Origin of the sequence: Sphingobacterium sp. SGL-16 (genome assembly GCF_011043515.1) — a bacterium.
GTDB lineage: Bacteria > Bacteroidota > Bacteroidia > Sphingobacteriales > Sphingobacteriaceae > Sphingobacterium > Sphingobacterium litopenaei.
On sequence record NZ_JAAKGQ010000027.1, the window covers coordinates 1 to 13,155 of the forward strand.

The 13,155-nt window shown below is 39.0% G+C and carries 10 protein-coding genes; 5 read left to right on the forward strand and 5 right to left on the reverse strand.

The genetic code is table 11. The features are described from left to right. Positions 1–36 precede the first annotated feature (36 nt). From G5B32_RS10215 to G5B32_RS10235, 5 genes are all read left to right on the forward strand, one after another. Positions 37–1,251, forward strand: coding sequence for a phage integrase SAM-like domain-containing protein (locus tag G5B32_RS10215; protein WP_240899049.1), 1,215 nt, complete (start codon positions 37–39; stop codon positions 1,249–1,251). Positions 1,252–1,329: 78 nt separating this feature from the next. Beyond that, on the forward strand, positions 1,330–2,316 hold the full coding sequence (locus G5B32_RS10220; RefSeq protein ID WP_165291446.1) for a hypothetical protein: 987 nt from the start codon (positions 1,330–1,332) through the stop codon (positions 2,314–2,316). A 226-nt stretch (positions 2,317–2,542) separates the two neighbouring features. Then, positions 2,543–2,854: a DUF3853 family protein gene (locus G5B32_RS10225; RefSeq protein ID WP_165291447.1), complete on the forward strand. Its 312-nt coding sequence runs from the start codon at positions 2,543–2,545 to the stop codon at positions 2,852–2,854. Further along, positions 2,851–3,897, forward strand: a complete 1,047-nt coding sequence (locus tag G5B32_RS10230; protein ID WP_165291448.1) for an AAA family ATPase — start codon at positions 2,851–2,853, stop codon at positions 3,895–3,897. The genes G5B32_RS10225 and G5B32_RS10230 overlap by 4 nt, the downstream gene beginning before the upstream one ends. Positions 3,898–4,038: 141 nt before the next feature. Then, positions 4,039–4,965 carry a toprim domain-containing protein gene (locus G5B32_RS10235; protein WP_165291449.1) on the forward strand — a complete coding sequence of 309 codons (927 nt, stop codon included), beginning with the start codon at positions 4,039–4,041 and terminating at the stop codon, positions 4,963–4,965. Between the two features lie 343 nt (positions 4,966–5,308). Here G5B32_RS10235 and G5B32_RS10240 read toward each other — a convergent pair whose 3' ends face one another. Genes G5B32_RS10240 through G5B32_RS10260 form a run of 5 tightly spaced genes read right to left on the reverse strand, consistent with a single transcriptional unit; the run spans position 5,309 to position 13,151 of the window. Continuing rightward, positions 5,309–6,997, reverse strand: a complete 1,689-nt coding sequence (locus G5B32_RS10240; RefSeq protein ID WP_165291450.1) for an alkaline phosphatase family protein — start codon at positions 6,995–6,997, stop codon at positions 5,309–5,311. 7 nt (positions 6,998–7,004) lie between these two features. After that, the gene (locus G5B32_RS10245; RefSeq protein WP_165291451.1) at positions 7,005–8,945 is read right to left on the reverse strand and encodes a M60 family metallopeptidase; all 1,941 of its coding nucleotides are present in this window, start codon (positions 8,943–8,945) and stop codon (positions 7,005–7,007) included. A 6-nt stretch (positions 8,946–8,951) separates the two neighbouring features. Beyond that, positions 8,952–10,688: a LamG-like jellyroll fold domain-containing protein gene (locus G5B32_RS10250; protein WP_165291452.1), complete on the reverse strand. Its 1,737-nt coding sequence runs from the start codon at positions 10,686–10,688 to the stop codon at positions 8,952–8,954. A 20-nt stretch (positions 10,689–10,708) separates the two neighbouring features. Continuing rightward, positions 10,709–12,409 carry a DUF5008 domain-containing protein gene (locus G5B32_RS10255; protein WP_165291453.1) on the reverse strand — a complete coding sequence of 567 codons (1,701 nt, stop codon included), beginning with the start codon at positions 12,407–12,409 and terminating at the stop codon, positions 10,709–10,711. Positions 12,410–12,437: 28 nt separating this feature from the next. After that, positions 12,438–13,151: a fasciclin domain-containing protein gene (locus G5B32_RS10260; RefSeq protein ID WP_165291454.1), complete on the reverse strand. Its 714-nt coding sequence runs from the start codon at positions 13,149–13,151 to the stop codon at positions 12,438–12,440. Between the last annotated feature and the right edge of the window lie 4 nt (positions 13,152–13,155).

Consider the following 13,155-nt stretch of genomic DNA (forward strand, 5'->3'; position numbering starts at 1 on the left):
TAAATTTGGGTGTACATATTTTACTTACACCCAAAAATGAACATCAAAAGAAATATTATTTTCTCACTTGAAAAGCGTAAAAAGGATGGTATAGAGATCATAGAAAATGTTCCTATCAGAGTCCGAATCAACTATGATGGGGACAGACTGGATTTATCCAGTGGTTTTCGGGTTGACATTTCTAAATGGGATGATAAAAAGCAACGTGTAAAAAATGGTAAAACAAATAAAATTAAACAGTCTGCAAGTGAAATAAATACATCACTCCTAAAGATTGAAAGCATCATTCAGGATATCTTCAAAAGTTATGAGATCGCAGGGGCAGTTCCTTCAAAACCGACATTGCGGAATGAGATAAATGATAAGATAAAACCAAAAAATGAAACTTCTTCGAAAGCACCAGCACAAAGTAAATTCTTCGATTACTATGACCAATTTATTCAAGAGAATCGTAAACTTAACAATTGGACTGAAGGAACACTAAAGAAACTCAGAACGGTCAGAAATCATCTCCAAGAGTTTAAACCAAACATCGGCATTAACGATTTTGATAATGCCACGCTTGATAAGTATATGGATTTCCTTTTGAAGCGCCGAGGATTTAAAAACTCAACACTTGAAAAACATTTAAAGTTCTTAAAATGGTTTCTTCGTTGGGGAAATAGAAAGGGAATAGTAACGAATTCAGCATTCCTATCGTACCGTCCGAAAATTAAGAAAATAGAAAAAAAAGTCGTTTTTCTTACAGGGCAAGAGATTGATCATATTAAGGCTTTCGATATTCCGAAAGAAAAATCATACTTACACCGTGTTCGTGATATACTGATTTTCACTTGTTATTCAGGATTGAGACACTCAGATGTATATGCATTAACAAAAGATGCCGTGAAAGAGAGGTATATAGAAATAGTGACGATCAAAACAGATGATAAACTCATCATCGACCTTAATAACCACACAAAAGCAATTTTAAATAAATATAAGGACGAAAGATTTCCGAACAACAAGGCTCTACCGGTGATTTCTAATCAGAAATATAATGAATACCTAAAGGAACTTGGCGAATTAGTTGGACTTGATGAATCGCTTATAACAACCTATTATAAGGGGAACAAGCGTATAGAAGAGGTTGTCACGAAGTACATGTTATTAACTTCTCACATTGGAAGACGTTCTTTTATATGCAACGGTTTGTTTCTTGGAATACCTGTCCATATTAATGATGAAATGGACTGGACACTCAGATTATAAATCTATGCAACCCTATATCGATACCGTGGACGAAATGCGTAGCGAAGCTATGGAAATGTTTAATAAAATGTAAGGATTATGCAAAAAGAAGAAAAAGAGTTAATATCTTTTCTAACATTATTACGTCGGTATGAGGAGGTTCTACATCAACAGATAAGTAATCAGTATTGTGACTGGAATAAGTTAGCCGAAATAAAGCGAACTTTATTAGAGCGTTTGGATTCCCCATCTGTTGAAGAAGTTATAAATTATCTTTTTTTCAATTCTAGTCGTGAAAAAATCTTTGGACTAACCAGAAATTTTGATGCCGTTTATAATGGATTAGCTGGACTGGTTAATACCAGAAATTTTGAGATTGAAGCCAATTCATCCATAGAAGCATTTCGTCGGGAATATGAAATTTTTGAACTTGAAGTCAAAGAATATACAAAGAAATTTACAGAAGTTAGAAAGGAAAAAGAAGCACTTGAAAGATCGTTGGATAGTTGTTTCTACGGAGGTGATGATTCCCGTAGGAGAAGGACCGAATTGGAAATTGACCGGATTGAACCAATCTTTCAATCTAAATTACAGGATTACGAAGCCAAAATCCTTGAATTACAACAATTTTTCGAGAATGATTTTCAATTAACAAAATCTATCCTTGAAGAGGTGACTAATGTGTTGAAAGTGAGGATAAAGCCACTCTTTGATATATACAGAGAAAATTTCCAAAACGACGAATATTATGAATATTTTCCAATGTCTTTGGTAGGAGCTGTATATGAAGCTTTAATAGAGAATAAGGTTATCGAAGTAGATGCTCAAACTTTTCACACAGTAATCAACCTGAATAAAGAAAACAATCTAAAAATTTCACCAGATTTTATATTGTACTTTCTTGTAGATTCTTTTTCCAAACGTCTTGATGACAGTGCCAGAAATAAGTGGTTAGAAAAAATCCATAATATGCAAAAAATCAAACTATCATCGTATAAAGCACACTATCGACAAATCCAAAGTAGTAGAAAATGGAAGAAGCTATATAAACGTTTAGAAGACTTATTCAACCATTCAAACATTTAACAATCCGCTTAAATGAGTTTATGAATACTTTTAAAGATTTAGGTTACAATCGAACCACAAAGAAAATCACCTGCAATTGTATAACTGACTGATAATAAATTGAATAATTATAGTTATATTTTATTCTACCACATATTTACCACGATATTAACCTCATACCTTAGCTCATGTTCGAACATTAAATGCCGATGCGCACGGCTATTGTTTAATTTCAATTAATAAGAACATGAACATTCGTGAATTACTATCAAAGCCAGTCGCTATGATGACTGGTGAGGAATTACTTGCTATTCAACGAGAAGCAATCGCAGAAATACCTAAAGAAGAAGCTACAAGCACATTACCTGAATTCGTATACGGTATTTCGGGTATCATGCAATTGTTTAATTGTAGCAAATCGAAAGCACAGAAAATAAAAAACAGTGGTGTAATCACTGGTGCGATTCAACAAGATCAAAGGACAATTATTGTTGATACTCGGCTTGCTTTAAAATTGTTTAAGGAGTATACCAATCAAAAGAAAAGGAGGTTCATATGATTCCATTTAATCAGAATATTGTCGAAGCTCTTAAAAAGTCTACAGTTAAAATAACAGATGAATTTAAAGAACCTCCTATAATGATAACGATCAGCAATTCGGATTCCGTTATCGGAACCCTTGGGAATTTCAGCGCATCCACGGGAAAGGCGAAGAGCAGGAAGACATTCAACGTGATCTCAATGGTCGCTTCTGCATTGAGTGGTAAACAAGTATTACAATATAAGGTTAAAGTTCCTCCAACCCGTCCAGTGATACTTTATTGTGACACGGAACAGAGTAAGTTTCATTGCCATAGATTACTTTCCAGAATATACAAGCTCATTGATTATCCAACTTCAGAAGTCCACGATAATTTAAAGTTTATCTCTTTAAGAGAATACCCCACTAAGGAACGTATCAATATCATTGAATATGCACTTTTCAAATATGCAGACAGGATCGGACTGGTCATCATAGATGGAATCAGGGATTTGGTTTACGATATTAATAACGCTACCGAAGCGACTGAAATCACGAACAAACTTATGAAGTGGTCGCAGGAACTCAATATCCATATTCATACTGTACTACACTTAAACAAAGGAGATGATAATACTCGGGGGCACTTAGGAACAGAATTGAACAACAAAGCCGAATCCATTCTCCAAATAACTAAAAGTGATCTGGATGCCAACTACAGCACCGTGGCACCAAAATTCATCAGAGATGTCGAATTTGAACCATTCAGCTTCTTTATTGACGATGGTATACCTGTACTTGACGAAAATTTCGACTTAACAAGTCCGAAAGCTAAAAAAGGTTTCAGCTATCAGGAATTATCAGAAGAGAACCATCGAGAGGTATTGCAGGAATTGTTTAATGATTCAGAAATTACCTGTACTTATGATGATTTTGTCGCAAGACTAAAGGACGTTTATTTGGCAAAAGGTTTCAATTTTGGAATTAATAAATCGAAACAGCTAAAGACCTTTTTGGAGAACAAACGGATGATCATCAAGACTGATAAAACCTATCGGTTCAACCCTGAATTTTACTATTAAAAAACAGGTTTAGTTTAGTCTGCCCCTATATAGTAATAGACTAAACTAAACCTATTTAAAATTATGATTATGACATGCACTGAATTAAAGCGTATACCGCTCATATCAATATTAGATTATCTTCGGATTCCATGTGCCAGAATGAACAGTCGTGAAGCATGGTTTAGAAATCCATTCAATGGCGGGAAAGAAAAAACGGCTTCGACAAAAGTCGATATCCATAGAAACATTTGGTATTCACATTCAGAAGGCTTCGGAGGTAACAACATTGATTTTTTGTTGAAGTTTCTGGAAACAGACAATCTATCTATTGTACTGGATTGGGCTGATGAAAGAAAAAATGTCCTTTCTTTTCACCAGCTGACCATATTAGACAAAGCGCCAGCAATGCTATATGAAAATGAACGTGGTTACACCATACTTTCTGTAAAACTACTTGAGAACAAAGCATTAACCGACTATCTGACCGATTCACGAAAAATAGATATTGAAATTGCCAAAGCTTACTGCCAGGAAATCTATTATCGGACGGCAAAAGGACAGACATTCTTTGCTATATGTTTTAAGAATGATTCTGGTGGATTTGAATTGCGAAACAGCTATGACAAACGTTCTTTATTGACCAAGGACATTACTTCGATAAATAACGGCTATAAGGAGGTTGTACTGCTTGAGGGCTTTACCGACTGGCTTTCCTATATGACTTTAAAAAAGAATGCTGGTAAGCCTTATTTAAATGCTAATTACTGCATCCTGAATACTACGGCAAATCTGGAAAAATCATTTCCATTCTTACAACAACATAACGGTATAACAAGTTATCTGGACATAGATGGCAGCGGTGTAAAATCTTACAATACTTTACGAAGTCACTTCGAAAAAACACACGTCCTTAAAAACGGAATGGAGGAATTGCAGAAAAAGAATTGCAATATAAAGGATGTCAATGACTACCTGATTTTCACATCGTCCGAAGAACAAACCAATAATATCCAATCAGGGAGAAAGCTCAGGGACAGGCAAGATGCACTATACGATAGTCCGGTCAAACTGCAGAATGGTCAATGAACTAAGTTACTAAATGTCATCACCTTCCGATAAATTTAATTCAAATTTTTAATTCTCAGGATGACAAAGAGGGCCCTCACAAATGAACAATGAGAAAACAAGGAGAAAACAATGAGAAAGATTGCTTCGTCGTGCCTCCTCGCAATGCCGGGACAGACCTTCGCAATGCCGGGACAAACCCTTCGCAATGACGGGTCAAACCCTCTCAATGAAGGGACAAACCCTCTCAATGACGGTTTCACTCCACCCCCCAAGAAAAACTCCCTTTAACAAAAAAAGCCCCCTTGGATAAATCCAAGGAGGCCACAGCTAATATATGAAATTTATAATTTCATCAAAGGAATTAATCTTTCAAGAACTCAATTTCAAAGTTCTCCAGATATGGGTTTCCATCCATTCCGAAATCGGCAAGGATCTCAATATTCATCCAGTAAAGCGTCAATGCTGCAATATCCGTAGCATTCGTTGGGATGGATAGCGAAGAAGTAACTGGCATAACAGTAGAGGCCGAAGGGTAGCTATCTCCCATATTCAACCAAACATAACTTCCGGATAAGGACATGTTAGGCGTGCCTGGATACCCTCCAAAATACATACCCCCAGTTCCTTCATCCATTGGCCAATAACCAATGATATCCGCATAGTTAGGGTGCTTGGTCAAATCCTTCAGGCCATAATTATTCGTAATAGTACTTGCGCTCAATGCCGTGTTATAATAAACCAAGTTCGCCGGTGAAAAAGAACCTGCAACATCATTATCCCCAGCACGGTGTCCGACCCTTAAATCCTCACCAATATTCAAGCTCTTACGCGCAGAAATATTGATGGATTTCTGAAATTTCCCATCCATGTACATACTTAATGTCCTTGTAGATGAGTTTACATATTCCACGGTCATGATCAGGTTTCTCCATACACCGGTTCCAGGTGCTTCTTCCGAAGAAACTTCCTGCTTTCCACTACCGCCGTTCAACGTTCCGCCGACAGTTACCACCCATTTTCCACCTGGATAATGGGCCCATTGCCAACCCGTAATATTCTGTCCACTCAAGTTTGTACTTTTTCCGAAGAAACTGGAATATCCACCTGGTACATTATTGAATTTCACATCCATCTGCACGGTGAAACTTTTATTTTCCCCTACATCAAACCTTCCAGTCTCATCATGAAACGTTGCTCTACCTGTCTTATTATCAAATCTAACCGGATTAAATCCTGATTTTTGTAATTTGAATTCCTGGAAGGCAGGATTGTAAGCCATGGTAAATCCGAAATCGGTTTCATCTGCTCCACCACCATGGTTGGTGGTAATAATGATCAACCAGTCTTCTTTTTCATAATTCTCACGTCCTTTTATGGCGTTTACAATATTCCCAACATATTCATCTGTTTTTAGGACCGCATTCTTGAAATTTGCATTCCCCTCGTTAAATCCGCCATTTTCACCCGCTTTTTCCACATCCTTAAAATTCACAATGATGGTTCCCAAAGCGCGGGATTGATTAAGGATATTCAACGTACTATCCTTTACCTGTACGTCATTGCTTACCACAGGGGCAAAATCTGCAATTTTCACAAAATTTCTCAAGTCTTCCCAAGGCGTAACGATCGCCGTTTTCACGGATCGATATTGCGTTACATAATCCAGAACATTACGATAGGAAGTGATATTTTCATGTTGATGGTTATCATCGTTTTGGTCAGCTTCAAAATCATCATTAGAAATCTTATGCTTTGCATAACCCGTACCTGTCAACATGGATGCCCAGCCCGCTGCTCCGGTTTCTGTTTTCAGGGTGTTATAGGCAAACTTTGAGTTTTTCTGTAAGGCCATAATCTGCGGCGGAGCAATTTTCTCTAAGGAGGTTCCGCCCAAACCATCAATACTGATGACCATCACTTTCCTTTGGTTGGTAGTAAGGTCTTTTAGCTCCTCAAACACAGGAGGAGGGTTGTCGTATTTTGTACAGCTTGCAACTGTCATTGCTGACAGTATGCAAAGCATGGAAAGTATTTTGTTATATAATTTCATCGTCTAATTAAGGTTTAAGTAAATTCAATTCTCCGAATACTACATAAGGCACACCAGAACCGCCATAGCCATTCTTGATAATGATTTTGAAGTATTTCGCATTCACAGGACCATTAGGGAAGATGTATTCAAATCTACTGTTGTTGTTTGGCATTGTTCCGGTTCCTGCTAATTCATAATCTACATTGTTTCGGCTATAATAAACTTCGAAATCCTTACCATCTCCAACACGGTTTCCTCCCGGTCTAGCATAGGAATAAATTCCTTTAATCGGAATATTCGCTCCTGCATTCAAGATAATAGTATGTGGATAGGATTCTGCTGCGGTAGGTGAGGAGTACTTCGCATGGTAAAAAGTGTTTGGATCACCATCTACCAAATTCGCCAAGGAACCTTCCTGAGCAGGAGAACTAGCCGATACCACAGAAGTGCGGTAAACGATATCATTATCACCACCAGTCTTTGTCAATGGGTTATATTCCCAGATCGCTTTTTTCAATAGTGGATATTTCTTGGATACCGTTACGGAAACTGCATCGCTATAAGTGATACCCCAAGCATCGAAGAAAGGAGAAAGATCTGTTTTTGTAAAATCAGATAATTTCTCATACACCCAGTTATGTTTGGTGATATCACTAGGATTTGTTCTGATGGCATGTCTTGCCTCCGTATACAAATGCGTCATGGCATCATAACCAAATTTCTCAAAGATCTGAACAAATGGGGTCATTCGTTTGAACGGATCATTCATAGCCGCATCGGTATCAAAATTCTTGGCAGCACCCGTTTGTTTCGCATACGCAATCGCCTGTGGAAATCCTGAGTTCACAGCAGGATGCATGACCGAATAATCTGCACCAATTCGGTTTGCTACTTTAAAATTGAACAGGTTATTGGTGGTTTCGCCCAAAGTACTCCAAGACCAGATACTTGGTTGCTGACAGTTATGGCCAAATTCGTGGTATGACCCCCACATGCCATTACTTGTAGTAATGGAATTCAAACTGGTCATTGCTCCAAACCATTCCGAGTCATTCAATCCGACGAATGGGAATCCACTATGGCCATATCCAACGGACAATTGGATATCCAAAACGCCACGCCATTGTCCTTGTGGGCTGCGGTCTTTTTCATTTTCGGCATCATCCGATAAACCCATCCAACCATTATAATCATATTCGAAAACCTCGTTCCATTTGGTCAACACGGCCGTAGGATTGATGAATGGTTCATTCGAGGAGAATGTTTTGATCACGCGGTCTCTAGGAATCAAGAATACCACCCGTTTGGTCCTTAGTTCCAACCAAGGTACTTTGGAAGCTTTCACTTCGGCTACCCAAGCCGCATCATTGCTCACACCCAATACAAAATCTGGAGATTTTACGGCATTGGTTATCGTAAATTCTACTGGATTCTCATAGGCGCGATCCGCACGGATATAAATTGTTCCACCGTACAGGTTCCTTACATAGTTGACCCCAGCATAGATACGCTGGCGATTATAGATCAATGGATCACGTAATAGGGGATACTTTCCATTAAGGTTATCCGTATGGCCACCGATCTGTACGGTTAGCCCCTCGATTCCTTCAGGAACAACGATCCTAACCAATTCACCTGGAGCAGCATAGTAGCCCGTACTAAACTGAGGTTCTGGAGCAACATTGATACGCAGGTTTTGCGCAGTTTGTTTGGTAAAGTTGAGATCCAAGGTGAATTTTGCATTCTGAACACGGGGTTCCGATTGGTCCACCAAACCAGGGAATACCCTAGCTTTGGCATACATGGATTTGTCGATCTGTTTAAGGTTGGTATCTAAATCCCCTCCTGGACGATCCGTATAGTCCGGATAGCCATCAGGTACATTATATCCATATTTTTCACAAGAGCTGGCACCCAACAAACCTGCGAATAATAAAAGGCTGTAAAATAATTTTTGCTTCTTCATGTTCAATTAGTCTCTTGGTAAATTAATACTAGGTACATAATATTTGCCCATTAAACCCCATTGCTGAGGAACGGTGATATTCATCCAAGAATAGATCATAGTTGGAATATCTACAGTATTCGGTACTGCACGGAATGCGGCAGGAGAAATGGCAGGTGAAATATTCGGAGAGATATCTGCGAATGATGTCCAGTTGATCGATCCTTTTAAAGAGAATGGTGCAGATTTGCCCGTAATATCATACAGCTTATTATCTGTAGTCACTTCATTTGCTGGCCAATAACCAACTAAATTATCATGATAGGGATCATTTTCTGCTGTTAATGGCGTTACGCGGCTTTTTGCTATCACTTCAGCATCTGGAAGGGCTACATTATAGATCGCCAAATCATTGATCATACAATTCACATTTGCATCCCCTATAGAGCCTAATCTTAATGGACTGGTCGTATTGATGTTACCAACATTGGTAATGTTCAATGGTCCAGCTGGGGCAGGAATGCCATCACAGAAAACTTTCACATATCTTGTATTCCCTTCTTTATAGAATACAGCGGTGATATTATGCCATTTTCCATCCGCAATAGCTCTGGTATGTAATCGTTGTGTATTTCCTTGTCCAGTCTGACTGAAATTCAATCCAAAGGTCGGTCCTTCATTGAAAAATGTCCAACCAACCACACCAGGGTTGAATGCTGCCCTTTTGGTTAAGAAACTTGGGTAATAAGTACCACCATAATCCCAACGGATATTGAATCGTATCGTAGCATTTTGGTCAGATCCAAAATTTCCAACATTTGGATCATCCATGGTGGCATTGTTGTTTGCTCCTACGTATTTTGGTGTTGTACCAACATATGGAAGAGCAGATACATCCGGTTTACTGAATTCTTGAGGATTGAATTTTGGGTTATAGAAAGCGATGTAGGCATTTCTGGATGGATCGTCAAAAATATTTGATCCTGAAGCACCGCCGGAAACACCGCCACCTTTACTGGAAGAAACCACCACTAACCAGTTTTCTTTGGCAAAAGTTGAGCGGTTTACCAATGCATTCATGATTTCTTTGATCTGTTGATCAATGGTATGAATAGCACTTACATACGCTTCGTTTTCTACCGTGTAATCATTATTCGCCGCTAATTCGGCAGCATGCAGGTGGGCAACTACTAAGGATGAAGTTCCCGAAGAAAGTTCCTGAATAGTCGCATTCTTTACCTCCACATCATTTGCAAAAGTTTGTTTCTTTGTTGCATCAATTGCTAAATGATCAGTAAAAGCTGCCGAAGTACTAAATGAGGCAGTTTGTACATTTTTCTTCTCTGATTTTACCCGCGTAAAAATGGAAGGTGATGTTTCGTTGTTAAATCCTGAAAAGTCACTACCAGTAACGCCACTTACCGTATAATCCAAACCGGTCATCATATTGGTCCACGCGGTAGGAAACGAGATTTGGTTCCTATGGTCATCAGCTAATCCATCGTACGTAAAGATGGATCTATCGGTCAATAGGGTTAGGGTCTCAGGTGCAATGGATTCCACCACATTTCCTTTTATACCATCCAAAATGATGTAAAGTACACGTTTGGAACCATCGTTTATATTCAAGGTATCATTCTCATAAGGCTCCGGAAGCTTATTCGCAAATTCTTTATTACAACTGGATATACCTACCGATCCGAGCAGTATGGTTAATGCACTAAACACTTTAACCCTTCTCCAGATATTTCTATTCTTTTTCATGTCTAAATAATTAAATGTGGTTAGTTTGCAATAGTAATTCTAACTAAGCCTTTTGGTATGGTTGCATTGAAGCGAAGGATATTACCCACCAAAATCACTTTTGTTCCACCGGCAAAAGGTGTTTCAATCATATCATATACCCGGCCTTGGAAACCCCCAGAGTTATTGTATTCCGGTTTAAGGGTACCATCGGCTTCCAGGATCATAAATCCTTGACGAACATATTCGCCATATTTCGTGAAATTTCCGGTAACTAGAATCTTCCCATTGTTCAATTGACCGGAATAAGTAACCGACCCACCTGTTATCGGTTGAGGGTTGAACGAATCCACTAACGATCCATCTGCATTTAATAAGGCTACACCCGGTAAAGCTTTTCCATTGTAATGCGTAAATGTTCCACTAACAACATATTGTTGTGTTGTGGCGTTGTACCTGATCGCATAAATATCACCATCTGCGCCAGAACCCGTATGGAAACTGTTATCTACGGATCCATCAAGGTTTAAGCGGGCAATGCGTTTAGCAGGGGTGCCGTTAAAGTTCTGAAAACCACCAACGATTACCAGTTTGCCATCGGCTTGCATCGTCGCATCCATAATGGCTCCATCACCGCCTAAGCCACTCTGATTGGTCGCTTTGATATAATGGAAAGTGGAATCTAATGAACCATCTGCATTTACCCTAACCATTTGACGCATGCGGGTAGCATCATAGACCTTCTCGTCCCAAGTAGAGTTAGGATAGTAGGCACGGCGGAAGATTTGGAAATTCCCAATGATGTACACTTTCTCCCCAAAGGCAAAGGTTTTTCTAACCGCACCATCTACACTCGCATTAAAGGAAGGAACGGTGTCCTGGTCTTTCCATTTTACCTCCGGTTTTGGATTTACGATAGGAACCAACGAGTTACCTGCGGCATCGCGTTGAGATGACATCATGGTATCCAATGTGCCATTCGCATTTAAGCGGGTTACATTTCCAATGGTCTGTCTATTATTACGTTTGGAATTATAGGCATTGAAACTACCTCCAATAATGAATTTTCCACTCTGCGGTCCAGCACTGATACGACTGATGGAATAAATAGTTCCACCACTTCCCCAAGCCCCAAATCCAAAGTTGATATCATTGGTGATATATCCACCATCGGGATCCAACTGTGCGATACCTCCATTTGGAACGGCTTCCGTTCCTTTTAATTCGAAGGTATTGAAGGAACCACCAACCCAGAAGCGTCCGGAAGGTAACTGTTCGATATCAAAAATAGTTCCTACACCACCAGAAAGATAACCTGCACCATTGACCACCTTAAAGGTGTTATCCACAGAGACCTTGCCACCCACTCGGATCACTGGACCAAAGAATGTCTGTTCATTGGCTGTGATCCAAACGCTACCTGTACTCGCGGTAACAGGGATTTCGAAACGAATGGATGTATCTGTGAAGTCTATAACATTGGCTTCTATCTCATTGACGTATAATTTAAAATTATCCTTGTACTTCATCAAGCCATTTACCTGCAGCTCCATGACCGATCCTGCGGCAACTATACCTAATTCTGATGATTTGGATACGAAATTGATATCTAGTACTTGTTTACCTCCTGCATAGGGATCTTCTGCAAGTTCCGTCTTCTTGGTGCATGCTTGGAAACTCCCCAACATGAAAACCATGGAGACCGCAAAGAGGCCAGTTTTTAAGTTTTTTCTAGTTAACATTGATTTTTTCATTTATGTTAATACTCGATTAGGGTGTTAAGGGATCAATCCCTGCCGAAATGGCTTGATCAATAAACGTGTTGGAAAAGAAACCAAATGTATGTTTTGTTCTATTCAACACATGGATCACACCGTTATTGGTTTGAATATCTGAGGTAGCAATGGGAATATTTCGCAAGGATACCATTGGGTTTGATAGATCCGGTATATAAGCCAAGAATAATTGACGATATCCGGCATATTGTACACCACCCGCATCATTAAAGATGACACCGATATTCATGATGCGACCACCATAACTGGTATAGTTTTGTCCAGGATAGGCTAAGTAGGATACCGTATCGCGCTGAGGATAATCCTTCAACAAATTCTTGCCTTTGAAGATGTAGTTTGATAACATATTCTTCCACACCTGAGGTTTGATTTGGCTCAATTCCTTAACCGTATCTTTTCCATTGAACTGTAATTGTCTATTCAATTCCAATACGGCTCTGGTAATACAACCACTCGGAGGGGCAAAGAAAGTTACCTCTTCATTTTCGATGACATTTTTCATCCCAGCCAGGTCGATCACCATTAAGGTGGAATCGAAGAAATCCAACTTGGATTCTAAATACTTAATGGATGAACCATTGAATTTAGGGTCATGGATTCCGGAGTCAAAGTAATATTTTTTACAGCCGGTAAAACATATGAGCATCACCACTGCTAATTTCCAAACGATATGTTTCTGATTTTTCATAAGA

Bases quoted from the DNA above. Each gene is read 5' to 3' on its own strand.
- G5B32_RS10215 (WP_240899049.1), top strand. From the start codon at position 37: ATGAACATCAAAAGAAATATTATTTTCTCACTTGAAAAGCGTAAAAAG.
- G5B32_RS10220 (WP_165291446.1), top strand. From the start codon at position 1,330: ATGCAAAAAGAAGAAAAAGAGTTAATATCTTTTCTAACATTATTACGT.
- G5B32_RS10225 (WP_165291447.1), top strand. From the start codon at position 2,543: ATGAACATTCGTGAATTACTATCAAAGCCAGTCGCTATGATGACTGGT.
- G5B32_RS10230 (WP_165291448.1), top strand. From the start codon at position 2,851: ATGATTCCATTTAATCAGAATATTGTCGAAGCTCTTAAAAAGTCTACA.
- G5B32_RS10235 (WP_165291449.1), top strand. From the start codon at position 4,039: ATGAACAGTCGTGAAGCATGGTTTAGAAATCCATTCAATGGCGGGAAA.
- G5B32_RS10240 (WP_165291450.1), bottom strand. From the start codon at position 6,997: ATGAAATTATATAACAAAATACTTTCCATGCTTTGCATACTGTCAGCA.
- G5B32_RS10245 (WP_165291451.1), bottom strand. From the start codon at position 8,945: ATGAAGAAGCAAAAATTATTTTACAGCCTTTTATTATTCGCAGGTTTG.
- G5B32_RS10250 (WP_165291452.1), bottom strand. From the start codon at position 10,688: ATGAAAAAGAATAGAAATATCTGGAGAAGGGTTAAAGTGTTTAGTGCA.
- G5B32_RS10255 (WP_165291453.1), bottom strand. From the start codon at position 12,409: ATGTTAACTAGAAAAAACTTAAAAACTGGCCTCTTTGCGGTCTCCATG.
- G5B32_RS10260 (WP_165291454.1), bottom strand. From the start codon at position 13,151: ATGAAAAATCAGAAACATATCGTTTGGAAATTAGCAGTGGTGATGCTC.